Raw genomic sequence first — 25,536 nt, forward strand, 5'->3', positions numbered from 1 at the left:
CCGGAGAGCCGGGCGGCCACTCCTTCGAAGCCACTGAAGACAAGAAAGCATCAGCCACACCCGGCCCTCCCGGGCCGCCTAACAACTTACGGAGAGAGCATGACCAGCGGTTTCGCATTGGTCGCCCGTTTCGAGCTACGTGACGAAGCGGGTGCCGACGCCTTCGACGCACTGGTGGAGCAGATGCTTGCCGACATCAAAGTCCATGAGCCCGGCACGCTCGCGTACATCGTTCACACTGTCCCCGACGAGCCCCTGACCCGGATCTTCTACGAGCTGTACGAGGACCAGGCCGCCTTCGACCGGCACCAGGAACAGCCCCACGCCCAGTACTTCCTGACGGAGTCGGAGCGATACACCTCTTCTCTGCACGTCACCTTCCTCCGCCCCGGCGCGGGGAAGTGCCCGATGGTGACCTGATCCTCGGCACGGTGTGGCCGCTGCGCGGGTCGGCGGCCGCTGTGACGGTAGCAACTTAATTCCCGCTGCATGGACCACCTGTCCAGTGGGTGGTAACTTTCAATGAGTCGATGGTGGTGCGGACCGGAGCTGGCCGTGCCACCGATCGGACTCGCCGACTGGATTCGCCGACTGGGCTCACCGACTGGGAGAGACACCGAATGACTGCACAGACGCCGGTCGCGCCGGCGGACAGCGAACTGATCAAGCACATCGAGGAGCGGGCCCTGTTCGCCCGCCTGGAAACTGTGCGGCTGATCTCGATCGCCAAGACCGGCCACTACGCGTCCGGATTCTCCTGCGCCGAGATCCTGGCCACCCTCTACTACGGGGTGATGCGGCTGCGGCGCGGAGAACCGGACTGGCCCGACCGTGACCGGTTCCTCTTCGGCAAGGGCCATGCGGCGGCCACGCTGTATCCGCTGCTGGCCGACTGGGACTTCTTCGACGCGGCCGAACTCGACGAGTACACCCGCCTGGGGAACGCCTTCGGCGACCACCCGGACATGACCCGTATCCCCGGGATCGACTTCAGCTCCGGGTCGCTCGGCCACGCCCTGTCGGCCGGGACCGGCATGGCGCTGGGCGGCCGCCTCCAGGGGCGCCCGTACACCACGTTCGTCCTGCTCGGCGATGGAGAGCTGCACGAGGGACAGGTCTGGGAAGCGGCCCTGGGTGCCGCGCATCACCGGCTGGGGCGGCTGGTCGCCATCGTCGACCGCAACGACCACTCACTCGACGGCCGCATCGACGGCGTGACCGGGATCGAACCACTGCTGGACAAGTGGCGGGCGTTCGGATGGCAGGCGCATGAGGCCGACGGACACGACGTGCCGGCCCTGCTGACCCTGCTGCGCTCGCTCGCCGAGGACACCGGCCGCGACTGTCCGGCCGTGGTCGTCGCCAACACCGTCAAGGGAAAGGGGATTTCCTACATGGAGTCCGAGTTCGGATGGCATCTCGGCTGGCTGGCCGAGCAGGACGAGGCCAACGCCCTGGCCGAACTGCGGGGGACACGGTGAGCGTCGCGCCCGGTCTGCAGCCGGAATCCTGGCATCTGCTGAGCCTGCTGGAACAGGCTCCGGGCCTTCAGGCCCTCGGCGACACCCTCGCCGACCTCGCCGACGAGGGCCATCCCGTCGTCGTCGGCACCGCCGACCTGAAGTACTCCAACGGACTGGTGCGCTTCCAGGACCGCCACCCGGACAAGTACCTCCAGTTCGGGATCTCCGAGCAGCACATGGTGTCCACCGCGGCGGGCCTGGCCACCACCGGCCTGCGGCCCTACGTCGCCACCTTCGCGTCCTTCATGGCGCTGCTGGCCTGCGAACAGATCCGCACCGACGTCGCCTACACCCGCCAGCCCGTCCGGCTGATCGGCCACCACGCGGGCATCACCCTGGGCTTCTACGGGACCTCCCACCACGCGACCGAGGACCTCGCCATCACCCGGAGCATCGCCGGGCTCACCGTGATCGCACCGGCCGATACCGCGGCCCTGGCCGCGGCGCTGCGCGCCTCGGTGGACCACCCGGGACCGGTCTACTTCCGTATCGGCCGTGGCCGGGATCCGGACGTCTACCCGGCCGGCACCACTCTGGAGATCGGAAAGGCGGTCGAGCACGGCACCGGAAGCGACCTCACCCTCATCGCCACCGGCTCCATGGTCCACCCCGCCCTGGAGGCCGCGGCGGCGCTCACCGCGGACGGGTACAGCGTCGGGGTGCTCGACATGCACACCGTCAAACCGCTGGACGAGGCGGCGGTGCTCAAGGCCGCGCGAGGTTCCCGGCTGCTGATGACGGTGGAGGAACACAATGTGCTCGGCGGCCTCGGCGGCGCCGTGGCCGAGCTGATCAGCGAGCACGGCGTGCCGGTCCGGCTGCACCGCCACGGGATCCGGGACCAGTACAGCCTCATCGGCCCGCCCACGCATCTGTACCGGCACTACCGGCTGGACGCCGCCGGAGTCGAGACCGAGGCCCGCGAAGCACTGCTGGCCTAGATCCGCAAGGTACTCCGGAACAGACCGGGCGGCCCACACCAGTCTGTAGACACGGTCGCGGGCGCTGATTCCGGCGTGTGGCCGGTAGCGGTATACCGGTCCAGCCGACCGGGAAGTGCCGCCCGGAGTTCGACTTCTGGGGTAAGGGTCGCCGGGAGGCCGACTCGTCTGGCAAGGTGCGGTACACGGTGGGCGACCGGTCGGATCGGCTGCCCCACACGAACAGCTGCTCATCTAACTCCCCTTGGGGCCATGCCGGTTGGCCGGCAGTGGCAGCACCTCGCTGATCTTCTAGAACTTCCGTGCCCAGGGCGGCAGGATCGCCGAGGAGAACCGTTTGCACTCCCCGGTCGCCTCGTCGACGCGCTTATCGTTCACGCGTGGGGCACGTACCTTGCCGTCCCGGCGGCCGTGGTGACCGTCCTGGGCTGGTGATAGCCGGTGTGCACGACGAAGCGGCGACTGTCGCTATCCCGTCTATCGGCCGACTCGGCTATGTACCTGTTGACTTCGGCTTCCAGGGCTGCGGCCCGTATCCGCCGGGCGCCCTCGCGGATGATCTCCTCGATCAGGGAGCCGAATGGTGCGGAACCGTCAGCGTTGACTACCGTGAGCACGGGTGTGCCATCCCGACCGACACGCCGATGTGTCGGCCTGCTCGATGACCGTCACAGGATCATAGGCCGAGAACCTGGTCATGGACCTTGAGGACCCGGGCTGCCGGGCGCGGCGCCTCCCACGGCCCCGCGATCGGCCACGTCGGCCCCGAAGCCGCCAGCGGCGGTCCCATCGGCCTGGTACAGGACGGCGACACCATCTCGCCCAGCACGTCGCCTCCGCCAACCAGGGAGCGGTGATGCCTCGCTGACCCCAACCCCCGACCGGCCAACCGCCCGGTGGGCCTGCGCCAACATCCCGGCGCAGGCCCACCACCGTTTCACCACGCCGCTGAACCCCGCCGAACTCACCGTTCATCCCCTGGCCGGGGACCCGCCAGATCGGCCATCAGTGCCCGAGCCAGCCTCAGATGCTGCTGTTGCCCGCCGGAGAACGCGTAGGCGGGTGTGACGATCTCGGTGTCCAGTCAGTGCGGGAGCCCGTCGATGATGTCACGGGCGTCGGCTGTCGCCATAACGCGATCAGGCCGTGGCGAGATAGGGCACGATCGAGCGAGGACGTGGATGAACGGGGTGTCCGGCCACCACGGTGACTCGCCACTCAAAAGGTGTACCCGGATGATCGGCACGCGTACGGTACAAGGCGTCCTGACGGCCGTCATACGAACGTGTCGTCCGCACCTGAAGGATGTCTTTATTGCCGTACGGTGGTTGACCAGGGGCTTTGCGATTGCTCAAGTATGGGCACGATCAGTGATCGTGGGTCTGCGACTGCTCTACCTGATCTTCTGCCGACTACTGGGCTGCCTCCTCCTGCTGGGCCGATCGACCGCCGCGAACAATGCTGAGATCCTCGCGCTTCGCCACGAGGTCGCCGTGCTTCGCCGGCAAATCGAGCGGCCGCAGCTCTCATGGGCCGATCGTGCCGTGCTCTCCGCTCTCGTACGGCACCTGCCAACCGTCTTACGTCGCCATCGGCTGGTTACTCCGGGCACGCTGCTGACCTGGCACCGCCGTCTGGTGCGCTGGAAGTGGCGCCAGACAACGGTCGGCCCCGGTCGTCCACCGTTGCAGGAAGAGACAGTCGCGCTCATCCAGCGCCTGGCGCGAGAGAACTCGACCTGGGGGTACGTCAGGATCCAGGGCGAGCTGCGATGGCTTGGCCATCGGGTTGCCGCCGCCACGATCCGGGGCGTCCTGCGCCGCTCCGGTTTACCGCCCGCACCGCAGCGCGCCTCCCAACAGACCTGGCGTGCCTTCCTGCGCTCCCAGGCCCACACGCTGCTCGCCTGCGCATTCGCGACCGGGACAGCAAGTTCACCGCCGCGTACTTGGCGGACTGCTCAGCGAATGCCACACCCTGCCACCCCGGCTGCCTCACCATCCGCAGGAGGCGTCCAGGTCACCAGCCTGATCGACATATTGACACCCTTCAGGCTGTTGCAGCGCGGCTTTCGGACGGCGAAGCCGCCGGAACGCGCGGGCGCACAGCTCGGCCTCGGGACTGTCCGCGGGAAAGGGCGCCCATGGTTCGTCCAGGTCGGCTTCCAAGTGCGCGGCGAGCTCCTGCATCTGCTGCTCAGTCAGAAGAGAGGAGTGGTTTTGCGGGTGTCCCTCGCTGGGAAGTCCGTGTCCCTTGAGTGTGTAGGCGAGGATCACGGTGGGGCGGGTGTCGTCGATGCTCTCGTATGCCTCCAGCAGGGCGCCCAGGTCGTGTCCGCCCAAGTTACGCACGGCTGCGCTGAGCGTGGTGTCGTCGAGTTCCGCGATCAGCTCGGTGACTGCCCCGGCGAGCGGTCCCGTGCCGGGGAGCCGTTCGCGCAGCTGGTCGGGGCGGTGGCGCCGATGCCCACCGAGCCGGTGGAGTAGTCCACCGGCTCGGGGTCCTTGGAGCGGCTCGGGTAGCTTTGCAGGCCGCCGAAGGAACGCAGCGTGGTCAGATGGGCGGTGTCCAGCTCGCCCAGCAGGTAGTTGATCGCGGCAGTACGGGCGAGGCGTGCGGTTTGACCGAGACGCAGTCCTGCGCGGTCAGGTTGTGGAACCACAATGCGGTCATGATCGATGTCATCGACGCGCTGGATGCCTGATGGCCGCCCACCTTGAGTCCTGATGGATTCGGGCGCACCCGGTTCGCGTGGTCGATGATCGCTGTCGACAGCCACCGGACACGGCGCTCCACCGACTCCATCACGTCGAGTCCGGGAGCGCACAGCCCACTGGGAGCCTCACAAGTAGCCGGAGCCTGCGGATGCGTCTCCACGGTGTCTGTCATGTCGGTCTGCCTTCAGGGTCGTGATGGGGAGACCGGCTATGTACCCGGATCAGCGGAAGACGCCGCTGTAGGCATTGAGGGCGGGCTGGCCGCCGAGGTGGGCGTACAGGACGTTGGAGTCCTTGGGGATATCTCCGCTGCGCACGAGGTCGATGAGTCCAGCCATGGACTTGCCCTCGTAGACGGGGTCGATGATCATGCCTTCGAGGCTTGCGGTGAGCCGGATGGCGTCCAGGGTGGACTGGATGGGGATTCCGTAGAGGTCGCCTGCCCAGCCTTCAAGGACGGTGATCTCGTCGTCGCGCAGGTCCCGGCCGAGGCCAATGCGTTCGGCGGTGTTGCGGGCGATCTTCTCCACCTGGGAGCGGGTTTCGGCGAGCTTGGCCGAGGCGTCGATGCCCAGGACGCGGCGGGGTCGTTCCTGGCCAGCGAAACCGGCGATCATGCCCGCGTGGGTACTGCCGGTGACGCTGCACACCACGATCGTGTCGAAGAAGACGCCCAGTTCGTACTCCTGCTGTTGCACCTCGTAGGCCCAGTTGGCGAAGCCGAGTCCGCCCAGCGGATGGTCCGAGGCACCGGCGGGGATGGCGTACGGGGTGCCGCCGACAGACCGGACGTCCTCCAGGGCCTGCTGCCAGCTGTCCTTGAAGCCGATGCCGAATCCGGCCTGGACCAGTCGTACGTCGGCGCCCATGATGCGTGACAGCAGGATGTTGCCGACCTTGTCGTTGACCGCGTCCGGCCAGTCCACCCAGCTCTCCTGGACCAGGACGGCCTTCAGACCGGCCTTGGCGGCGACCGCGGCCACCTGCCGGGTGTGGTTGGACTGGACCCCGCCGATGCTGACCAGGGTGTCCGCGCCCATGGCAAGGGCGTCGGGAAGCAGATACTCCAGCTTCCGGGTCTTGTTGCCGCCGAAAGCCAGCCCACTGTTGCAGTCCTCCCGCTTGGCCCAGATACGCGCACCGCCGAGGTGGCCGCTGAGCCGGTCCAGGGGGTGGACGGGGCTGGGTCCGAACAGCAGGGGGTAACGCTCGATTGCGTCGAGGTACATCTGTGGCTCCTTAGGGGATGCGCCCGGTGCGGGGCTCTGGTCAGTGCGGGGAAGCGATGCCGGCGGGGCCGCCGCCCAGCTTGTCGCCGCCAGGGAGCGGGACGTCGAGCAGGGGCACCAGCGTCTGCCAGTTGGCGCGGGTGGCAGCTACTGCCCCTTCGACATCTCCGGCCTCGCACAGCACGATGATCTGGTCATGTTGCGCGACCGAGCCCCGGCCACTGAGCGAGGAGAAACGCAATCGCTCCAGGCGCCTCAGCACCGGCGTGAACTGCTCAAGGACGCTACGGATGGCGTGGTTGGCGCAGGCGGCGACCGGGACGCCGTGGAAGTCGTCGTCGGCGGCGATCGCCGCGTCGGCGTCGTTGCGCCGCAGGGCGTCGGCGAAGCGTGCATTGGCCCCGCGCATGGCGTCGAGCTCGGCGGCGGACAGGTTGGGCAGTGCCTCGCGGACGGCGAGTTCGTGCATGGCGGCCGTCACCGACTGGGCGGCACGGACAGCGCGAACGTCCAGGGGGCTGACCATGGTGTAGCGGCCGGGTTTCGTCTGGACCAGGCCGGCCTGCTCCAGACGCGTCAGAGCCTCCCGAACCGGGGTGCGGCTGACGCCCAGCCACTCCACCAGGTCACTGTCGTTGAGGCGTTCGCCCGGGGCAAGCGTGCCATCGATGATGGCATCCCGGATCGCCCGGTAGGCGTTTTCCCGAAGGAGTGACCTGGAAACGAGCCCCCGGCTCTGCGGAACTGGCATGCAACATATTGCACGCGGCATGATGGCGACTGTCAAGGGGGTCAGTCCGATGCGGTCCACGTTGTCGGGCCGCCAGCGAGCCTGTGGGTGCCGGAAAATGTGTCACCCTATGCGACCTGCGTGTATTCATGGATGAGGCCGCCGAGCCGATCGCGTCGGGAGATGCGGGTTTTGTCCGTGGTGATGAGTGGATCGAGTTCGGTCAGTCGGTCCGGTGCCCGTTGTCCCAGGGCTCGATGTGGCCGGTGTCTGTTGTGATGCTCCGTGTACTCGCTGACGACGAGGCGGAGGCGGCGTTCTCCGGTGATCAGGATGCGGTCGGTGGCCTCGCGTCGGCATGATGCGATCCAGCGTTCGGCGATGGCGTTCATTCGGGGCACCGCGGGCAGCGTGGGGATGACACGTATGCCGGTCGCCGGGAAGACGGCGTCGAAGCTGTCGGTGAAGTAGGCGCCGCGGTCCCGGATGAGGTACCTGATCGACTCGGCATGGTCGCCCAGGTCGATGAGGTAGTTGCGTGCTTGCTGGGTAGCCCAGGGGCCGGTGGGGTGTCGCGTGATGGTATTTCCGAGCGGGACAGGCCGATTGATCTTCCTGCCTTGAGCGCAACGCGGGTGACGTCAGCCGTACCAGGTGATGCTGCAGACGTAGACGCAGTGGTGGCGCGCCACTGTGAGGAAGCTGATAAAGCCGCGTCCGCCGAGAATGTCGAATTCCCGGAGTCCGCCTTCCCTGTCCAAGGGGCGGCCCACCTTTGCCGCGTCAACTCCGAGGGCCGCGAGTTCGGTTGCCATCCGCTCAACCTCTGCCACGACGCCCGGCGCAAGTCCGCCAGCGACGTGCTCCTCGCTGGGGTTGTACTCCCAGGTCCAGTCGGTCACAGCCCGGCCTCGGCCTCCGCTGTCTTGCGGATCTGCTGAATTTCATCGATGACCGTCGTGGGGTCTTGTTCGGCCGTATCTACGATTCGCTCGAGTTCGCGGAGGCGGGCTGCGCGTTCCGGGTGTCGCTCGATGGCGATGAACACAGCCCACGAGTGGATGAAAGCCCGCAGGGGAGCGAGGCTCTGTGTCTGTTGTGCGTTTGTAGTTGCTTCGAAGAGATGCTGGGTGAGTGCAGGGATCCTGCTGGGAGCGATCCGAGCCACAGCCGCGCGCAGTGCATCAGGGGTGAGATCGGGCATGGGGATCAGCGGTCCGTGCGGGCCGTCTGGCTGCGCGCTCACGATGACCTCCAATGCGAGGGATTGCTGGTCGTACCCTACCGCGCGGGTGCCCATCGGTGTGGGCGTGTGGACAAGCGGGTGCATGGTGGGCGCCACGGCATCGGGGAATCGTGACGGCAGGCTGCTGGGTAGGAATGAGACGCCCTACGAGAGAGTCCCTCGGGCGGGTCTTGTGCGGCCTGTTATGGCTATGAAATGACAGGCAACGTTCTCTGTACCGCATCAGAGCGCGGTGCGGACCGTGGAAGGCGCCCAGGGGTGCGCTACGGTGCGATACGGGAAGTAACAGAAAGCTGGGGGTCAAGGGGTCGCAGGTTCAAATCCTGTCGTCCCGACCAGCATCATCGCAGGTCGGAGGCCGTTTCCGCGGGTAGCGGGAACGGCCTTAACCGTTTCTGGGCTGGGAGCAAGTGGGAGCCCTCTGGGAGCCCTCGTGCTCCCAACTCGCAGACGTGTCAACGCCGCCCGGTTTGTCCGTCACCCGATCCGGTACACCTACAGCGCCGTACCGCGCCCCTGTGTGCCGTCGTCAACCGTAGGCCCCTGGCGTCACCCCATTGATTTCGGATGCTCTGTGCATCGAGAGGCATAAGGGCCCTTGTCGGCTCTCGACCTCCTTTCAGGGTGGGAGCACGGAGTCGCGCTCCCCATGCGACAGGGATGGGGGGACTGTCGGTGGTGTCGCTGAGTCGGTTTTCGCAGGCAGGTCGCACGCGGGCGTCCTGGTCGTTGCGAGCGACCTGCGTCAAGGCGAGGCAAAGCCCCTTGGCGTCCTGCGCTTGCCGAATATCTCGTCCGTGCAGGTCACGCGACATGTCTGTATTCGTGGAGGATGCCGCCAAGGCGGTCGTGGCGTCGTATGTCGAGGTGGCGTAACTTGTCGGGATCGTTGATTGGTGTGGGCAGTGGGTGTAGGGGTCTGGCGTTCGCGATGCCCTGGTGTGGTCGATGGGAGTTGTAGAACTCCTCGAACTCCCGTAGGGCGTGGAGGAGGTGGCGTTGGTTCCAGATCAAGGTCCGGTCCAGGAGCTCGTGTCTGCAGGTCTGCACCCACCTTTCCATGATCGAGTTCATTCTCGGCATCTGGATGCCGGTGAGGACGACCTCGATGCCCGTATCTTTGAGGAGAGCGTCGAACAGGACGGGGAACTTCCCGTCCCTGTCTCTGATCATGAATCGTGCCCGGCATCCGACATCCTCGAGATCCATGACCAGGTTCTTCGCCGCCTGTGTGACCCAGGAGGTGGTCGGGTGTGCGGTGGCGCCCAGGATCCGGATGCGACGGCTGCTGTGTTCGATCACCGCGAGTACGTACATCCGCGCGCCGGACAGGGTCACCGTCTCAAAAAAGTCACAGGCCAGGAGGGCGTCGGCTTGGGAGTGCAGGAAGTCGGCCCAGGTGCTGGAGCTCCGGTCGGGAGCTGGATCGATGCCGGATTCCTTGAGGATCTTCCAGACGGTCGAGGCGGCCACCTTCACTCCCAGCACGAGCAGCTCGCCGTGCACACGCCTGTAGCCCCAGTCGGATTCTCCCTCGCCAGGCGCAGTACCAGAATCCGGATGGAGCGCACGGTACGAGGTCGACCGGGTCGCTTGGGCCGAGATAAGACGGCATGACGGCGCCTGGCAAGGTCACGATGCCAGCGCAGCACCGTGTCAGGACGCACGAGCAATCGCACACGCCGCAGGGCGGACAACGGCATCCGGTGCAGCAGCGCCGCCAGGAACGCCCGGTCGCTCGGAGTGAACCGTGGTCGTGCACCGCCGAGTTGGCGTTCGAGCACCGTGATTTGATGGCGGAGGGCCAGGATCTCCGCATCCTTGTCCCGATCGCTCATCGGCAGCAGACGCAGCAGCGCGAACGCGTTGGTCACTCCCAGGTAGGCCAGTCGCAGCAGCACGGTCGATCATCATGACGCGTGAACCACCGACTACGCGAGAGCGCCGACTCGAGCCATCGCGACCGATGCACGCCGCACCCCATGCACTGGCCCCATCAGGGCGGATGGCATTCTCGGCAAGCGCACCGTCCGCGCCGCCGGGTGGGGGGAGCGCCGCCGATCCCGTGATCGTCTCGATGAGCTGGGAAACTTCACCGGCTTCCTGCCCGCGATCAGCAAGGACGCCCAGAAGAAGATCAACACGGAGATCCGCTCGTGGTGGCTCCACCGGCAGATCCACCTCACCTTCTTCGACCTCGCACGACGTATCAACCCGATCGTGCGGGGCTGGATGAACTACTACGGGGCGTTCTACCGCTCCGAGCTGCATCCCCTCCTCCATCGCATCAACACCTACCTGATGCGATGGGTCCGCAAGAAGTATCGACGGCTCAGGTCGTTCAAGAAGGCCCACGCATGCTGGAACCGCGTCACGCGCCAGTATCCGAGGCTCTTCGCCCAATGGGCATGGGCACCAGAGTTCCGGTGATCAGGAGGACAAGAGCCGTGTAACGGAGGCTGCTACGCACGGTTCTGTGGGAGCCCGGGGGTGAGATTCCCCCGGGCGACCCGACCCATCACGCGCTCCGGCTGACCGTCGACTGCTCGACTCGACGCCCGCGGCGATCACCTCATTGAGGCCCGTTGTCTGAGGCGTGCTTGGGCTTGGGGAGGGAGGGGCAGGGCTTCGGCGTAGTCGGCGGGCGTCCGTTTCGTGACCACTTGCAGTGAAGGGAGTGCGAGCGGATGGTTCCTGTCTCATGTCCATTGCGCCTCGGTGGCCTGCGTCTCCGTGCACCGGCGGGCGGAGCCCGCCGGTGCCGGGGGATGACCCCTGCGTGGCTGAAGAGACAGGTGCAGATGCGGACGACGCTCGTGCATGGGATGAGCGGCTGGGCTGGGCGTTCGGGCTGATAGCAGATGATCCGGCTGCGAGGAGTGCGGCACACGCTGGCCGTCGTCCTCGACCTGACCGCGTGCGCGGTGGCGGACTGACAGCGCACCCCGCGCTATGGCGACCTGGCGCAACCTCGCGGTCGGCGCCCTGCGACTGAACGGCGCGAAGAACATCGCCTCCGGCCGTCGCCGCAATGCGCGTGACGCCCGCCGACCCCTCATGCTCCTCGGCCTCGCCTGAGCACGAAGTGGACGTCACTCGACTACGGCGAAGCCCTGAGGGCTGTCGCAGAATAACTTCAGGCTTTGATTTGGTCAGGCGGTCTGTCTCGCGAGGTCATCGAGTGGAACGGCGCTTCGTCGTTCGTGAGTTATTTTCCGACGGCTCCCCGGGCCGCTCAGGGGTCGACCGGGTCCGGCGCAGGCGTTCTCGGCGTTCTCTCAGGCCGAGACCGAGAGGTAACGCCGCCTCAGATGGTCGGGGTGTCGTCAACAATCGGCCTGTGAATCTCAATGACCGGCTTCCACCCCGCGGAGAACTCGATGAAGTCTGCACGGGTGGGGTAGGTGTCGAACGCGCGACGGTCACGTTTGGGGCTGTCGGTCCCCTTGCGCCCCCGGGGAATCTGCTCCTCGAAGATGTCGACCTTCACGTCGGGAACCGCCTTGAGGCCCTGGCGCCAGATCTGCACGGTGTCGGCGCCGAAGGCTTGCCGGGCCGCAGCGTAAAGGGCCGTGAGGGCTCCCTTGTCCCCACCAGGGACGAAAAGTGCCAGGTCCAGCACGACACCGGCAGACTGGAGGACCTCGATGGTCACCGAGCCGTTCTCGTCGGCCAAGTAGATTCCGGCTTCATTCTCGTCGTCGGGAAGGCAGGAGACCTCTTCCTGGAATACGGTTCTCGCTGTGATCGAGCCGCCCTCGAAATCTTCACCGGACTTGGTCAGAAAAGCAGGGACATAGCAGTCGGGAATCTTGAGTTCTGCCGTGTCGGCGGAAATGAAGAGCCTGTCCTTCACACCGAGCTTCGTCACTTCTTCCAGCGAGAGGCGGCGAGCGGCGATCTTCTCCGTGTTCACGATTTCCCTTTCAGGTTGCACTGTCCCTCCGAACGAGGACGCTACCACGAAACCCCGAGCTCAACTGCCCAGTAATCTTTGGGTAAATGGCCTCCGATGACCTGCGCGGGAGGATACCGAAGCGAGTGCCACTCGGTCGGGAACACGCATCCGCCAGGTAGTGTCCCTCGTCATGCTGTTGGGGATCAACTGGCGGTCGCATTTCGGTGCGTTGGGTAGCGCGGAGGAGCTAAAAGGGAGTTTGCGACAGATGTCACCCATATCACCTTCGGGGAGGTGGCGGCGAGGTAAGGCGATCCATTCGTCGTGCATCTCGAAGAGCGCAGCGGAAACCAACCGGATGGTCCGACAACGCAACAACGGAGACCCCCACCGGCAACATCTGGATGGAGCGCGAACCGGAAGTCGCGTACTACCGCGCCCTCTTCGGTCAGGACTTCGGCGTAGTCGGCTGACCCACCCGGTTGCTGACGTCCCGTCATGTTGGGCGGGGTTCGGTACACAGCAGGCACGGACGTCCGCGATCATGGAGTTCTCTACGCTCTGTGACCTTGGACTGCCCGTGCCTGCCGACGCATCATCTCTGACCTCCCCTGCCTTTGAACAGCTCAGACCGCATCCGGAAGTGTCCGGGAGCGATCTTCCGGATCTGCTGGAACGCCTCCCGCATCTGCTGGGTGTCGTCAGGCATACATGCCTCCGTTCGATGCTTTCCGCCCGTCGCGGTCGTGAGGCGCGACGCGGACGAGTCCGTGGGCGTGCTACGGCAGTTCGACCGGTCCGTAGCGCGCGTGCGGCTCTTGCCGCATCAGGGCGTCGTACCGGTCTGCTGCCGAGAAGTGCCAGAACTCGGTCCCATAGTTCGTGAATCCCGCGCCCTCCATGGCGTTGAGCAGCAGGGTGCGGTGGTGGCGCGCGTGTTCGCTGAGGTTCGGGGCGTGTGTGAAGCAGGTGCCGTCGCTCTCCTCGGGAGAGGCGTTGACGCGGGTGTCGAGGTCGAGTTCGTGGCCGTCCTGGTCGACGAGGGTCACGTCCACGGCCGCGCCTGCGGAGTGAGGCGCGATCTCCGGCGGCGACACGTACCGGCTGGCGGCCTGGTGCAGCTGCTCAGGTGTCCAGCCAGGGTGAGCGGCGGCCAGCTCGTCACGGTAATCAGCGAAGTAGCGCTGCTGGAGGGCCAGCGGCCGGTAGCCCTCGATGAACAGCAGGTCGGTGCCGGCGGGCAGGAGCGAGCGGGCGTGCTTCAACCGGGCCAGGACGCCTTCACGGACGTGGGCGAACGCCCCCAGCGGGTCTTGCTTGCGGGGGTCGACGCGGAAGTCGTGGTCGCGTACGTCGACGAGCGGCTCTCCGCACTCGCGCACGGGGATCGCCGCGACCTGCGGATCGGACATCAGCACCAGAGGAATCATCGAGTCTCCCTGTGACGGATTGCGCTGAGGTGGCGAGGTGGGGGCGGCAGCGGTCAGATCGGTGTCGCGGACGATCCGGGCGACGGTGTCCTGCAGCGTGCTGTCGGCCGGGATCACGGTCTCCAGACCGCCGGGCAGCAGGTCCAGCTCGCGGTACCAGGAGGTGAGATGGTCGTCGGTGACCTGTGCCAGGTAGGCGGCATCCGCCTTTGACGCGTGCCGTACCAACGTCGCTTCCAGCGGCACGTCCAGGTAGTAGCACCTGGAGACACCGCGGTGATCCTGTACCAGAGACGTGATCATGTGGCCGTAGCGGTCGGCATACAGGATCCCTTCGAGTACGACGTGGAAGCCGGCGTCGAGGGCTGCGCGTGCGATCGTGCCCAGCAGGGCGATGTTGGCGCCTCGCGCGGTGTCGTGTTCCCTGAGCACGTTCCGGCGGATCACGTCCTGGCCCACGATCGCGATACCGCGGCCGTAGTGATCTCGCAGGCCCTGGGCCACGCTCGACTTGCCGGACGCCGAGTTGCCGCGGATCACCACGAGGCGGGTATCTGGACGCCCGGCCGCTGTCGCAGCGGGCACGCGACTGGATGCATCGGTCGATGCGCCGGTCATGTGGGCCAGCCCGTCTCGCTGTACAGTTCGCCGTTCTGGATCTTCGCGATAGCCAGTCGGGTATAGGGGACGAGGTCGTAGGGAAGGGCGGCGGGATCCCAGAACTTCCACTGGGTGCACTTGTCCGGCTCGCGCAGCACCGGCTCGCCACTCCAGGTACGGGGGCGGAAAAACAGGCCCAGGCGGGGAGGGTTCCTGGGCTTACCGATGTGGTGGACGACATGGACGAGTTCCACGTCCTGGCGCTCGATGTGCAGCCCGGCTTCCTCCCTCGCCTCCCTGATCAGGCAGGCGATGGCGTTCTCCTGCTCGCAGTGGCCAGCCAGGACGTGCCAGGTGGATGGCGCGAACGCGGAGTCGGGGTGGCGCAGCCCGAGCAGCACCGTCCCGTCGGGGCGTTCCAGGTAGAGGTGGACGCCGATGATGTTGGGGACCGTGCCGTGCGGCGAAGCCAGACGTTCCTCCTCGGGTTCCGGCGCGCTCTGCGCCGCCGGAAGGCTGGCGGCGTGGCGCCGTACGAGGTCGCTGGTCGTGTCCGCGATGCGCAGGCGGTGGAGGTCGTCGGGGGCGAACCAGGCGAGCATTACTCCTTCGGTCAGGCGGAGTTCGCGCGGGTCGCCGTTCCAGCGGCCTGCGTAGATGGCAATGGGTACGGTCGTGCCGTCGTCGTGGGAGGCGTACTCGGTGCCGAACGGGGACAGGTCGGCGAGATCGAGGCCGGCTTCCTCGGCCAGTTCGCGCCGCACGGTGTGTTCCAGGGTGGCGTCCTGGGGCTCTCGGCCGCCGCCCAGCAGGGACCACATGCCCGGCTCCCAGATCTGACCGGGGAAGTAGTCGCGGAGATGGAGCAGGTACTCGCCGCGGTCGTTGTAGATCAGGGCCGAGGCGTTGGCCGTCTCCGGTTCGACCTGGAGCGGCAGTTTAAGCAGCTTCTCGCGCAGTGCCGGGGAGGTCACCCGGTCCACGGGACGCCACTCGATGCCGCCGACCTCCTCTTCCTGCAGCACGACCGACACCTCGGTCGTCTGCAGACGGAAGAGGAACCGGAGGTCGAAGTGCTGGTGTCCGGGCTCGCCCTTGCCCGGATGGGCGTCGATGTCGTGGATGTCGATGTCCAGCGGCACGGTCTCGTAGCCCGGCCACGGCGTGACGGCCCGAGACGGGATGCCGGTCTCCTCGTGCAGCTCACGCAGCGCTGCCGCTGCCAGGGAGTCGTCGGTGGGCTCGGTGTGTCCGCCGGGGGCGAGGGCCTTCCCGCTGGCCAGGTGCAGCACGTGCAGGACGCGGCCGAGCTGGTCGACGACGATCGCGCTGCAGGTGACGTGCCCGGTGAAGGTCGAGCGGCTGGCGATGTCCTCGCCGGTCCGGACGAGGGCGTCCAGGAGGACGCTGAGCTGCTCGCGCTCGTGAGGGTGACGGGCGAGGTAGGTATCGACGGCGGTGCGGATGTGGTGGTGCGACAACGGCATGGGGACTCCCTCAGAGGGACGAGGGGCGGGAAGGAGGCGAGGTGGACGGGGTTGGGGTCAAGGCAGTCGGTGCGCCTACCAATTGCCGCTACCGGCTCATTGGGTTCTCAGTTTGCGGCTCCCGGCTCGGTTCTTCGCGATGTTTCGGATCTTCTTTCTGCTGCCTGACTCGGCGACCAGGGCGAGTACCGCCGGCGACGTCGAATGCTCGGCGAGGAAGCGCTGCATCCACTCCGTGATCTCCGCCAACTCGGCCGGTGTCGGCATATGACCATCCTCGATGGACAGGTAGAACAGCCAGTCGTGGATGCGGCGGCGGATGAACTCGCGGTTCCCTTCCGTCTTGAGCTGGTCGATCTCCGGCAGTAGTTCGGCCGACCACTGCCGGAACTCGGCAGGACCGGTCACCTTCATCGCAATCCTGTCCAAGAGGTCGACCACCGCCGTCTTGGACACCATCTCGATGGGGTCGCGCAGGATCGTGGCCACAATCGTGCGGTCTCGGTCGCGGCTCCGTGAGGAGGCGGTTACCGAGACGACGCGTTGGTACGCGGACGATCGGACGTGCTCGTCCGCGACGGCATCGTCGACGTCCACATCGATGATGCCGGCCCCCGCTAGCAGCTCGGCCACATCGGAATGCAATGTCATCGCTTCATTCCTTGCGGCAAGTTTGGTTCTTGGCGTCCTCGCGCCGCTCCCGTTCAGTCTGCTCCTCCGCCTGATTTCGCCTGCCGAGCTTCCTGACAGCTTTCCTGATCTCCGTCTTGCAGTGTTCCACCGCTTGTCGCTGCGAGCGCGTGAGCTCCACAAGTACCAGCGCGCGGCCTGAACAGTGCGGATGACTTCTCGGCCCCAGTTTCCAAACAGTGCAGGCTACCGTCTCATTACGGTTCCGAGTGTAGGCAATCGTGCACAGCTGACCTCATGGAATTGGCCAACGCGATGGCGTTTTCGCGGTAAAATCCGGTTCGAATGTGAAAGGTTTCTTCTGACGGCAGCGCCACGACCGCATGTGTAATGCTGGCGTAAATTGAGTGGAGTTGCCTGAGTGTGAAGGTGCATGCGCCAGATGCATTTTCCGGCACACGTGCTACCTCTTTCGTGATCCTTTCCAGTTCCCTCCTCGGGCTGCCCGTGCAGAGCTCTGTCATGGCGTCTCCGTCATGGGCCTCCATGGTGAGCACAATGCACTCTCGGAACAGGGCTGCCTGTGCAGGCGTAAGCTTCAACGAGAGGCTTCCTGGATCACATGACTGGATTCGAATCCTTGCTCTCATTTTGGCCTGTATCTCTCCGGTGTGAAAGACTCTTCTGAATAGTGGTATGCGTGAATTCGGTACGCTGTCTCGACGATCAGGACGCCGCGCCCTCTGTCGTGCCCGGCGGGGTTCCGGTCCACCAGGCGTCGAGTCGGTAGAGGTTGAGTGCGGCTGCGGTCAGGACCTGGGCCAGAGAGGTTTTGGCGAGGCCGCGGTAGCGAGTGCGCCGGGTGCCGGTGCGCCGCACTGCCTGCGAGATGGTGCCCTCCACCCCGGCGCCCTGGTGTGGTAGCGCTTCTTCCATTCCTCGGTCTGCTGTTCTGCCCGACGTTGTTGGAGGAGTTCGTGCTCTTCGCGCGGGAGCAGTGTCAGGACGCGGTAGGCGGCCGTGGTGCAGGTGTCTTTGGCCGGGCAGCTGGTGCATCCGGCGCGGGAGAAGTCGATGTGGACGCGGGGTTCGCCGCCGATGACGGTGTCGCTCCAGCGGGTGCTGATCCGGCCCTGCGGGCAGGTCGCCTGCCGGGTCTGCCAGTCGATGCGGAAGTCGGTGGCGGCGTAGCCGCTGCCCTGCAGGGCCGGTCGGCCGCCGGCCTGCCTGACCGGCCCGATGACCTCGACGCCCAGTGCACGAGCGTGAAGGATGATCTTCGCGCTGGTGTAGCCGCCGTCCAGGTAGTGTTCGGCCGGTTTCAGCCCCCGCTCGGTCAAGGCATCGTGGACGGCGGCGGTGAGCTGGTGATCGTCCGTCGTGGCGGGTGTGGTGGCCGTGCACGTGATCAGGTGGGGGAGGCCGTCGTCGCAGCTCTCGGTGAGATGCGTTTTGTAGCCGTCCCAGGCGGATCCCCGCTTCACCCCGCAGCGCGCGTTCCCATCGTGCGGGGAGACGATGCGTGCCGCTCCCGGAGGGCGTTGTTTGTCTCCGCGCCAGCGCACCCCGCGGGCGTCGCGCTGGTACTCCTGGGCCCACACGGTGCGCAGGAGCACGACCGCCTCGAGGCCGGCGAGGTGGGCGGGGGTCGTGGGATCGTCGAGAGTGTCGAGGAGTTCGTAGCCGTCGCCCCCGACGTTCTCGGCGAACGCGGTGCGCTCGGCTTCTCCCTTGGGCAGCCGGTAGGAGTCGGCGCGTTGCCGGTAGCGCGCGAGCCAGTCCGCGTTGACCGCGTCGGTGCCGGCCAGCCAGGCGGGAGCGGCCACCGCCAGAGCCTCCAGGGCGCAGCGCATGGTCTCTGCGCAGAACACCAGCCGGTTCAGGTCACGGATGCGGGCGATGACATGGGTGGAGTCGGTGCGGGCCCGGCCGCCGGCCCGCAGCAGGCCCCGCTTGCTGCACTGCGCGAGGATGGCGTCCAGGATCTGCTGCTCCAGGCCGTGGGCGATCAGCCGGTCACGGAACTCGCTGAGCATCGAGAAATCAAAGCCAGGATCGGCCAGTTGGAGGCCGAGGGCGTACTTCCAGTCGATCCGGCCACGCACGGCATCAGCGGCCTGCCGGTCGGTCAGCCGCTCGGCGTACTGCAACACGCTCACCAGCGCCAGCATCCCCGGAGACACGGACGGACCACCTCGATGTGCGAACGCCGCCACGAACCGCTCGCTTTCAAACACCGCCCCGAACTCGTCCCTGATCCGCATGGCCAGACACCCGCGCGGGAACGCAGCACGGGCGACCCTCGCCGTGGACTCAGGCACCGCAGGCGCAGGCAACGGACGCATCGACATGATCTCCCCCTCGCCCCCAGGAAACAGACCCGACAACGAGCAGTGTCCACCGCACCCGAAGGTCATTTCAGGTGAACCATCACATTGACCAACAGAGTCCTACGGGCTGCTGCACGTCGCGATCTCTGATTCCTACTCTCCCACAAACCGCAGAAATCGATGGGGTCGCTGTAGGCACTTGTGACACAGCATCACTAGCGTGTCTGCGAATTCTGCTGACACGATTTCCGGATCGGACCTCACTTCGGAAAGCTCTTCCAGCAAGGATTGCACTTGGAGTCGGTTCAGCACCGTATCCCCATACGGATCCAAGTGGCCGAGGATCGGATACCTTTTACGATCCACACCGCTGAGAACTGGATCAAACTCTGAGTCTGCGGCAACGGATGCCACGACATCTCCTTTGCCTGATCTTACGTCGACTTTAATCATCAGGGGTCCAAGTCGCGCGGGAGTCCTGGATGCATGGTGATCAATTCTCCATCTATGCCATCACGAACGATTGTGTAGGTTTTCGTCGGGAGGCCGTGCCGGTCGGCCCCCACTATGTCTCTGTCTGTAATGAAGTACCGAATATTTCCGGTAGCGGCCTGGTAGTGGCCGATCTGCCCGGCGCTCCTTGTGGCCAACTCTCCGAGGTCTACGCCATCGTCAAACAGAGATTTCGTTGCATCTGCTTCGGCGCCACCTCGCGTATGACGAGGAATGACGTGATCTTCGATGGAGTAGACATCCTCGTCGCAGCCTTCAAGACCGAGTGGGTCCTGCCGGGTGTGAGGGTTGCGCACGTAAGCCTGGGGATTTGGTGCTGGGGCGAGGCCGAGGGGGTCAGGGGTGAGGTAGTGGGCGGTTTCGGGGTCGTAATAACGGTGATAGTTATAGTTTAGGCCGGTTTCGGGATCAGCGTACTGCCCGGGGAAGCGGAGGGGGCAGGCGGTGGCATCGGGTGGGGTGGGGAGGGGGGTGCCCCAGAGGGTGGTGCGGTGCTGCCAGGCCAGGTGGCCGTCGGGGGTGATGAGTTCGGTGGGGGTGCCGATGGGGTCAGTGATGACGGTGTGGAAGCGGGTGGAGCCCAGTTCCTGGTTGGTCTGGGTCAGGGGGCGGTGGGTACCGGGGGAGTAGTCCCAGGTGTGGGTCAGGCCGTCGGCGGTGGTCTGTTCGGCAAGGCGGCTGGTGTCCCAGGTGAAGGTGACGGTGGTTTCACCCTGGCTGCTCTTTGATGTGCGGCGGCCGAGCGGGTCGTAGGTGTAGGTCCACTCCTGGCCGTCCGGGGTGGTGGCTTTGGTGAGGCGGTCTTCGGTGTTCCACGTGTAGGTCCAGGTGTGGGTCTGACCGTTGAGGAGTTTGCGGGTCTTCTCGACTAGGCGGCCTGCTGCGTCGTGCCGGTACCTGGTCCGGCCGGCGCGGCGGATGAGGGAGCCGTCGCAGACGCGCTCACCGGCCGCGGGGTGGTCCGGTGCTGTGGCATGGGTCTGGTTGCCCGCAGTGTCGTAGGCGTACTTCTCCGTCCAGCCATGTGCTTGAACGCCCGTGACCCGCCCCACGGCGTCGAGAGAGAACCGCCGGGTGCCGGTTGTGAGTTCGCGGATCTGGGTGACGTAGCCGTCAGGACGGTAGGTGTATGCCCGGTGCTGGAGCAGGTGCTCCTTGGGGGAGGTGGTGATGGTCTGGACTGCCAGGCGGCCCGTCTCATCCCAGCCCTGGGTGAGGGTGACGTCTCCTGTGGTGTGCTGGGTTTCGTGGCCCGCCGCGTCATGGGTGAGCGTGAGAGTGTGGCCGGCCGTGGTGAGGGTGGATGGCAAGCCCGCCGCGTCATAGGTCCACGTGGAGGTGAGACCGGAGGGGGTGGTGCGGTGGGTCTGGTTGCCCACTGAGTCGTAACCGTACGTGGATGTACGGCCGTTGACTGTCTCGGAGATGATGTGGCCGAGCGGATCGCGCTCTACGACCAGCTCCGTGTCCGCGTTCGCCGCACGAGACAGGGAGCCGTTCACGTCATAGGCATAGGTCGTCACCTCACCGGTGGACTCGTCACACTGGGCGACCACGCGCCCTGCCGGGTCCAGGGTGTAGCGCAGTGTTTCCCCGAGTGCGTTGGTCCAGGCGGTGAGGCGGCCTGCCGCATCGGGTTCGTAGGTGCGCGTCGCGCCATTGAAGTCGGTTTCCTCGGTCAGGCGGCCCGCGGAGTCATACGTGTAGTGCCACTTTCTGCCCTGGGCATTGGTGACTTCGGTGAGGCGGAGTTCGGTGTCGTAGGTGAAGGCGTAGTGGGCGCCGTCGGGGTCGGTGCGGGTGGCGAGTTTGTCGAAGTGGGTGTGGGTATAGGTGGTGGTGTGGCCGGATTGGTCCGTGTGGCGGGCGAGGTTGCCTTCCGTGTCCCACTGCCACTTCTCTCGGGCTCCGTCTGGTCCCTCGCGCCAGGCAGGTTTGCCTTCGATGGTCCAGCCCTGTCGGGTGGTATTACCCAAGGGGTCGATGATTGCGGTGACGTGGCCGTGCGGACCGCGGCGGACGCGGGTGGTGTTGCCCAAGGGGTCGGTGATGGCCATGGGGAGGCCGGCCGCGTTGGTGGTGACCCGGGTGGTGTGTCCGAGAGGGCTGGTGATTGTCGACAGGTGTCCGGACGCGTTGTAGGTGAAGTGCGTGGTGGCACCGCTGGGGTCGGTGGTCGAGGTGCGCGCACCGCGGTCGTCGTAGGTGTGTCGCCATCTGGCGCCGTTTGGTTCGCGGATCTCCAGAGGCAGGGCCCGGTCGTCGTAGGCCGCCTCCGTCACGCTTCCGTCGGGCCGTTCAACGGCGATCAGGCGGTCGTGGTCGTCGTAGCGGTAGCGGGCGGTGTGGCCCGATGGGTCAGTGATGGCAAGGGGGTACCGGTTGTCCACGTCCCATTCGGTACGGGTGGTGTTACCCAGAGGGTCGATCTCCGCGATGACCCTGTATGCCTGATTGCAGACGTAGGTGGTGGTGTCGCCCTGGGAGTCGGTGTAGCGCGTGGTCCGGGCCTGGGCGTCATAGTGCATGCGACCGGAGAGGATGCCGTCCGGTCCGATACCGCGCAGTACACGGCCTCGATGATCGTAGACATAGGCATAGGAGGTGCCGTTGCGGTCCGTCCATGATGTGACGCGGTGTTCGTCGTCGTATTGGTACCGCAGCGCCTTACCAGTGGAGTTGATGACCTCCGTCAGGTCACCGGCTGTGTTGTAGCCGAAGGAGATCAGGGTGGTGCTGTGTTCATGGTCTTCGCCGTGCAGTAGACGCAGGGCCGTGATCCGCAGCAGCTTCGGATCGGTGTCGACCGCGATGTGATAGCCACCGGAGTGGACGATCCCTGTCGGCACGCCCTGTGGGTCATAGGTGACGTCGATGCGGTCGCCTCCGCCGGTCCAGTCGCTGATCGCCGTTAGAGCCAGCTCTCGGCCGCCTGTCGGCAGCGGGGCGAAGTGGAGGGTGCGGTTGTGTTCGGGGATGGTGATGGTGAAGGTGCCGTCGGGTTTGCCGTCCCAGCACAGTGGCCAGCGTGGGCCGGAGGAGGGAAGCGTCGACACGTCCGGTTCCGGCACTGGGTAGGTCAGGAGCATGCCGTCGTCCGTGATGTAGACGACGCCTGCGTCGTCGATCTCCAAGCGTTGATCGAGTGTGCCGGCCCAGGTGTGGCCGAACCAGCCTCCGCACGGGTGCCCGGAGACGTAGTGCCGTTTCAGGACCAGCGGCAGAGCGCCGGGCAGGGTGACATCGGTGGCGGACATGACCATCTCGCCGGTCGCCACGTCGATCGGCTCGCCGGTCTTGCGCCGCTCCCTGTTGGGCGTGTCATTCCGGCCTGGATCGGTGTCCGTCCGATCGCGGGCGCTGCCGTCGCGGCGGAGTGCACGTTCGCGGTTGAGCAGGCGTTGGGTGGCGTTCTTGGCTGCGTTGGCGCCGCGGCGTGCGGCGCCGGTGCCGCCGGTGGCAAGGGCGAGGAGGAGGTCGGGGGTGAGCTGGCCGGCGGCGCGGGCGGGGTTGCGCTGCCATTCGTCCCAGTTGGTGACTGCCTTGGCGAACTCCTTGGGGTGTTCGGCGGCGTAGGCGACGCCGTCTGCGGTGCTTGCCAGCCGTAGGCCAAGACCATCGGGCCCGTCATGGACGAGGTCGTCGAAATCGTCGTACCAGCTGCCCAGGGTGTCGGCGGTACCGCCGGCGTAGTCCCCGAGGGTCTGTTTGAACTTGTCCCAGCCTTTGGGGGTCGGGGGCTTGTCCGGGGCCTCCTTGGCAGCCTTGTCGAGTTTGCGTTTGGCCGCGTCGATGACGAGTTGGAGCTCGCTCTCCAACGTGTCCAGTCGGCTGTAGCAGCCTTCCAGTGCCGCCAAGCCCGGGTCGTCCTCCGGTGGACGTTCCGGCAGCGGATCGTCCTTCCGGTCGACGGCTGCGTTGTAGTCCGTGACCTTGTTCCAGTAGCGCTTGGAGGCGGCCCGGGCGTCGTCCGCGTCCTCGATGATCGGCTTGACGCGGTTGTGGACCGAGCGCAGCTTTTCGGCGTAGTCGTCCAGGGCGTTCGCGGCTGCTTTGAAGTAGGTCTGAGCGGATTCCAGTTCCCTGGGGAGCTTGCGGATCGCGTCCTGGAAACCCTCCGCACCGGCCCCGGTCCAGTCCATCAGGGACAGGACGTCCAGCTTGTCCTGCCCGTCCTTGAACGCGCCGGCGTACGCGCGCAGCTTGACCGCCAGGTCCTCGATATCCGACGGGCTGCCGTAAATCACCTCTGATGGCTTGGCATTCGGCGGTATCCGCTCGGTCGCGCCGCCCTCTGTGGCATCGCGCTGGGTCATGCGATCGTTCCCTTCGACCCGCCGTCGACTTCCCAGCCGCCGTCGTAGCGCTTGCGGGGGTTGGTGGGCACGTCCTGGGTACCGCCGGTCCCGCCGTCGTCGAGCCACGGCTCCTGATAGATCTCAGGCGGCGGATCGAACTTCGGCCGGGACCCCGCCTGCCACGCCTTCAGACCCGCCTCTCCGAAGGGCAGCTTGGCCATGTTGTGCGCGGTCGGGGAGAAGTCCTTGATGCGCAGCAGGTCGGCCATGATGTAGGCGGCGATGACCTGCCGGAGTGTCTCGACCACGGTGCTCGTGTGCTCGGCCACGCGCCCCATGCCGAAGCCCCAGGACGAGAGCATCTTCTCGGCCGAGTCGTAGATGTCGAAGTCGGCCGAGTTCTGGATGGTCTCGGCCAGAGTCTTCCAGTCGCCCTTGATCTTGCGGGCGGCGACGACGGACTCCTCCAGCGGCTGCAGTACCTTACGCACCGACGCGATCTCGATCTTGTAGCCATCACCCGGCTTCGGTCCACCGGAGCTCGATGCTCCCCCGTCATGCTCCGTCATCGTGCTCCCCCTGACCATCGGTGGACTGGAGCGCTTCGGTGTCCAGCACGAACGCCCGTGGGCCCAGCGGGTCTACCAACGCGCGCACGCCCTCGGGCAGCAGTTCCGCCAGATCCGCCACGGTTGTCGACGCCCACCCGCACGGTCCGGCGAACAGCGCGAGCCGTTCCAAGGAGGTGAAAACCGGCACCACCGGCCCCTGTTCCGTACCCGAGACCAGGAAGCCCGGCTCATCCGGCCGCTGAAAATACAGCCGCGCCAACCGCAGCGCCGCCAGCCGTTCCGAACGAGGCCTCGACGCGGCCATTTCGTCACGGATCAGGTCACGTAACGACAACTCTTCCCTCCCCGGCCCACTCGGGTCGTCACTGAATGAACACCCGCCGCGAATCCTCGCACACACGTCCCACATTCCCTGTGAGTCCACGCCTGCGGGGGCGCACAGGGTTGCCACTTGACGACTGCAGCGTATGACCTCGTATGGAGCTTGACGGCGCGACAGGTCCGCGAGAGTCTTAAAGTGGAACATAAGAGGATAATTGCCGCGCGGCTGGGGGTCAAGGGGTCGCAGGTTCAAATCCTGTCGTCCCGACCAGCATTTTCGCAGGTCGAAGGCCGTTTCCGCGGGTAGCGGGGGCGGCCTTAACCGTTTCCGGGCTGGGAGCGATGAGGAGCCCTCTGGGAGCCCTCGTGCTCCCAACTCGCAGACGTGTCAACGCCGCCCGGTTTGTCCGTCACCCGATGCGGTAGATGTGCGGTGCCGTACCGCGCCCTGTGTGCCGTCGTCAACCGTAGGCCCCTGGCGTCACCCCATTGATTTCGGATGCTCTGTGCATCGAGAGGCATAAGGGCCCTTGTCGGCTCTCGACCTCCTTTCAGGGTGGGAGCACGGTGTCGTGCTCCCCGTGCGACAGGGGTGGGGGGACTGTCGGTGATGTCGCTGAGTCGGTTTTCGCAGGCAGGTCGCACGCGGGCTTCCTGGTCGTGGCGAGCGACCTGTGTCAAGGCGAGGCAAAGCCCCTTGGCGTCCGCCGGCAGGTAGGTCACTCCCAGGGTGCGAGTGCCGTATCCGGCTCTGGAGCGCTGTGGCGAGACAGTCGGCGGGGGTTTCTCGGCGAAAAATAGTGTGCCAAGCGGACGAGCGCTTGCCGGAAATCCCATCCGTGCAGGTCATGGGGTATGCCGGTATGCGTGGAGGGTGCCGCCGAGGCGGTCGGGTCTTCGTATGTCGGGGCCGGTCTTCTGTTCCGGACCGGTGATCGGCGTGGGCAACGGGTGCGGCGGCCGGGCGTTCGCGATGCTGTGCCGTTCGGAAACTCGTCGTTCCCGGTCAGGCGGCGTATCTGTACTCGTTGATCACGCCGCCGAGTATTCGGGTGCGCAGAACCCGGTGAG

18 protein-coding genes and 5 pseudogenes are annotated in these 25,536 nt (G+C 66.1%); 7 read left to right on the top strand and 16 right to left on the bottom strand.

The window, feature by feature from the left end; translation table 11 throughout:
* Window positions 1–99: 99 nt before the first annotated feature.
* From ACFYOY_RS47900 to ACFYOY_RS47910, 3 genes are all read left to right on the top strand, one after another.
* The gene (locus ACFYOY_RS47900) at window positions 100–420 is read left to right on the top strand and encodes an antibiotic biosynthesis monooxygenase (protein WP_351906747.1); all 321 of its coding nucleotides are present in this window, start codon (window positions 100–102) and stop codon (window positions 418–420) included.
* A 200-nt stretch (window positions 421–620) separates the two neighbouring features.
* Window positions 621–1,481: a transketolase gene (locus tag ACFYOY_RS47905; protein ID WP_388594350.1), complete on the top strand. Its 861-nt coding sequence runs from the start codon at window positions 621–623 to the stop codon at window positions 1,479–1,481.
* The gene (locus tag ACFYOY_RS47910; RefSeq protein WP_388594353.1) at window positions 1,478–2,464 is read left to right on the top strand and encodes a transketolase family protein; all 987 of its coding nucleotides are present in this window, start codon (window positions 1,478–1,480) and stop codon (window positions 2,462–2,464) included. The genes ACFYOY_RS47905 and ACFYOY_RS47910 overlap by 4 nt, the downstream gene beginning before the upstream one ends.
* 294 nt (window positions 2,465–2,758) lie before the next feature.
* Here ACFYOY_RS47910 and ACFYOY_RS47915 read toward each other — a convergent pair.
* Window positions 2,759–3,081, bottom strand: a pseudogene (locus ACFYOY_RS47915) (IS256 family transposase); the annotation flags it as partial.
* A gap of 87 nt (window positions 3,082–3,168) precedes the next feature.
* Between ACFYOY_RS47915 and ACFYOY_RS47920 the strand changes: the two are divergent.
* Window positions 3,169–3,321, top strand: coding sequence for a dihydroxy-acid dehydratase (locus ACFYOY_RS47920; protein WP_388594356.1), 153 nt, complete (start codon window positions 3,169–3,171; stop codon window positions 3,319–3,321).
* Window positions 3,322–3,840: 519 nt separating this feature from the next.
* Window positions 3,841–4,380: pseudogene (locus ACFYOY_RS47925) on the top strand (integrase); the annotation flags it as partial.
* A gap of 156 nt (window positions 4,381–4,536) precedes the next feature.
* On the opposite strand, the pseudogene ACFYOY_RS47930 reads toward ACFYOY_RS47925, so the two are convergent.
* From ACFYOY_RS47930 to ACFYOY_RS47960, 7 genes and pseudogenes are all read right to left on the bottom strand, one after another.
* Window positions 4,537–5,269 (bottom strand): annotated as a pseudogene (locus tag ACFYOY_RS47930) (pyruvate dehydrogenase); the annotation flags it as partial.
* A gap of 133 nt (window positions 5,270–5,402) precedes the next feature.
* On the bottom strand, window positions 5,403–6,410 hold the full coding sequence (locus tag ACFYOY_RS47935) for a 1-aminocyclopropane-1-carboxylate deaminase (protein ID WP_351904941.1): 1,008 nt from the start codon (window positions 6,408–6,410) through the stop codon (window positions 5,403–5,405).
* A gap of 40 nt (window positions 6,411–6,450) precedes the next feature.
* Window positions 6,451–7,161, bottom strand: a complete 711-nt coding sequence (locus ACFYOY_RS47940) for a GntR family transcriptional regulator (protein WP_351904938.1) — start codon at window positions 7,159–7,161, stop codon at window positions 6,451–6,453.
* Between the two features lie 107 nt (window positions 7,162–7,268).
* Window positions 7,269–7,532, bottom strand: a complete 264-nt coding sequence (locus ACFYOY_RS47945; protein ID WP_351904935.1) for an integrase core domain-containing protein — start codon at window positions 7,530–7,532, stop codon at window positions 7,269–7,271.
* A 249-nt stretch (window positions 7,533–7,781) separates the two neighbouring features.
* A complete protein-coding gene (locus tag ACFYOY_RS47950; RefSeq protein WP_351904932.1) occupies window positions 7,782–8,042 on the bottom strand; it encodes a hypothetical protein in 261 nt (86 codons plus the stop codon).
* Window positions 8,039–8,386, bottom strand: a complete 348-nt coding sequence (locus ACFYOY_RS47955) for a DUF6247 family protein (protein WP_351904950.1) — start codon at window positions 8,384–8,386, stop codon at window positions 8,039–8,041. The genes ACFYOY_RS47950 and ACFYOY_RS47955 overlap by 4 nt, the downstream gene beginning before the upstream one ends.
* A gap of 804 nt (window positions 8,387–9,190) precedes the next feature.
* A pseudogene (locus tag ACFYOY_RS47960) lies at window positions 9,191–10,287 on the bottom strand (integrase core domain-containing protein).
* Between the two features lie 235 nt (window positions 10,288–10,522).
* On the opposite strand from ACFYOY_RS47960, the gene ACFYOY_RS47965 reads away from it, so the two are divergent.
* Window positions 10,523–10,816, top strand: a complete 294-nt coding sequence (locus tag ACFYOY_RS47965) for a group II intron maturase-specific domain-containing protein (RefSeq protein ID WP_388594369.1) — start codon at window positions 10,523–10,525, stop codon at window positions 10,814–10,816.
* A 522-nt stretch (window positions 10,817–11,338) separates the two neighbouring features.
* A complete protein-coding gene (locus ACFYOY_RS47970; protein WP_272933406.1) occupies window positions 11,339–11,464 on the top strand; it encodes a hypothetical protein in 126 nt (41 codons plus the stop codon).
* 229 nt (window positions 11,465–11,693) lie between these two features.
* Here the strand turns inward: ACFYOY_RS47970 and ACFYOY_RS47975 are convergent, their stop codons facing one another.
* From ACFYOY_RS47975 to ACFYOY_RS48010, 8 genes and pseudogenes are all read right to left on the bottom strand, one after another.
* The gene (locus ACFYOY_RS47975; RefSeq protein ID WP_237510814.1) at window positions 11,694–12,302 is read right to left on the bottom strand and encodes a hypothetical protein; all 609 of its coding nucleotides are present in this window, start codon (window positions 12,300–12,302) and stop codon (window positions 11,694–11,696) included.
* A gap of 761 nt (window positions 12,303–13,063) precedes the next feature.
* On the bottom strand, window positions 13,064–14,299 hold the full coding sequence (locus ACFYOY_RS47980; protein ID WP_388594361.1) for a M15 family metallopeptidase: 1,236 nt from the start codon (window positions 14,297–14,299) through the stop codon (window positions 13,064–13,066).
* A gap of 29 nt (window positions 14,300–14,328) precedes the next feature.
* Window positions 14,329–15,801: an NUDIX domain-containing protein gene (locus ACFYOY_RS47985; RefSeq protein ID WP_351904901.1), complete on the bottom strand. Its 1,473-nt coding sequence runs from the start codon at window positions 15,799–15,801 to the stop codon at window positions 14,329–14,331.
* A gap of 96 nt (window positions 15,802–15,897) precedes the next feature.
* On the bottom strand, window positions 15,898–16,452 hold the full coding sequence (locus tag ACFYOY_RS47990) for a hypothetical protein (protein WP_351904898.1): 555 nt from the start codon (window positions 16,450–16,452) through the stop codon (window positions 15,898–15,900).
* Window positions 16,453–17,157: 705 nt separating this feature from the next.
* Window positions 17,158–18,848: pseudogene (locus ACFYOY_RS47995) on the bottom strand (IS1182 family transposase).
* 365 nt (window positions 18,849–19,213) lie between these two features.
* Window positions 19,214–23,590 carry a putative T7SS-secreted protein gene (locus ACFYOY_RS48000; RefSeq protein ID WP_388594363.1) on the bottom strand — a complete coding sequence of 1,459 codons (4,377 nt, stop codon included), beginning with the start codon at window positions 23,588–23,590 and terminating at the stop codon, window positions 19,214–19,216.
* On the bottom strand, window positions 23,587–24,141 hold the full coding sequence (locus ACFYOY_RS48005; RefSeq protein WP_388594365.1) for a hypothetical protein: 555 nt from the start codon (window positions 24,139–24,141) through the stop codon (window positions 23,587–23,589). The genes ACFYOY_RS48000 and ACFYOY_RS48005 overlap by 4 nt, the downstream gene beginning before the upstream one ends.
* The gene (locus ACFYOY_RS48010; protein ID WP_351904889.1) at window positions 24,128–24,478 is read right to left on the bottom strand and encodes an SseB family protein; all 351 of its coding nucleotides are present in this window, start codon (window positions 24,476–24,478) and stop codon (window positions 24,128–24,130) included. The genes ACFYOY_RS48005 and ACFYOY_RS48010 overlap by 14 nt, the downstream gene beginning before the upstream one ends.
* Between the last annotated feature and the right edge of the window lie 1,058 nt (window positions 24,479–25,536).

It is taken from the genome of Streptomyces sp. NPDC007875, from assembly GCF_042868035.1.
Taxonomy (GTDB): domain Bacteria; phylum Actinomycetota; class Actinomycetes; order Streptomycetales; family Streptomycetaceae; genus Streptomyces; species Streptomyces antimycoticus.

What these genes read in the sequence shown, in the direction of transcription:
- ACFYOY_RS47940 (WP_351904938.1), bottom strand. Translation starts at nt 7,161, where the DNA reads ATGCCAGTTCCGCAGAGCCGGGGGCTCGTTTCCAGGTCACTCCTTCGG.
- ACFYOY_RS48000 (WP_388594363.1), bottom strand. Translation starts at nt 23,590, where the DNA reads ATGACCCAGCGCGATGCCACAGAGGGCGGCGCGACCGAGCGGATACCG.
- ACFYOY_RS47945 (WP_351904935.1), bottom strand. Translation starts at nt 7,532, where the DNA reads ATGAACGCCATCGCCGAACGCTGGATCGCATCATGCCGACGCGAGGCC.
- ACFYOY_RS47970 (WP_272933406.1), top strand. Translation starts at nt 11,339, where the DNA reads ATGGCGACCTGGCGCAACCTCGCGGTCGGCGCCCTGCGACTGAACGGC.
- ACFYOY_RS47990 (WP_351904898.1), bottom strand. Translation starts at nt 16,452, where the DNA reads ATGACATTGCATTCCGATGTGGCCGAGCTGCTAGCGGGGGCCGGCATC.
- ACFYOY_RS48005 (WP_388594365.1), bottom strand. Translation starts at nt 24,141, where the DNA reads ATGACGGAGCATGACGGGGGAGCATCGAGCTCCGGTGGACCGAAGCCG.
- ACFYOY_RS47905 (WP_388594350.1), top strand. Translation starts at nt 621, where the DNA reads ATGACTGCACAGACGCCGGTCGCGCCGGCGGACAGCGAACTGATCAAG.
- ACFYOY_RS47900 (WP_351906747.1), top strand. Translation starts at nt 100, where the DNA reads ATGACCAGCGGTTTCGCATTGGTCGCCCGTTTCGAGCTACGTGACGAA.
- ACFYOY_RS47935 (WP_351904941.1), bottom strand. Translation starts at nt 6,410, where the DNA reads ATGTACCTCGACGCAATCGAGCGTTACCCCCTGCTGTTCGGACCCAGC.
- ACFYOY_RS47985 (WP_351904901.1), bottom strand. Translation starts at nt 15,801, where the DNA reads ATGCCGTTGTCGCACCACCACATCCGCACCGCCGTCGATACCTACCTC.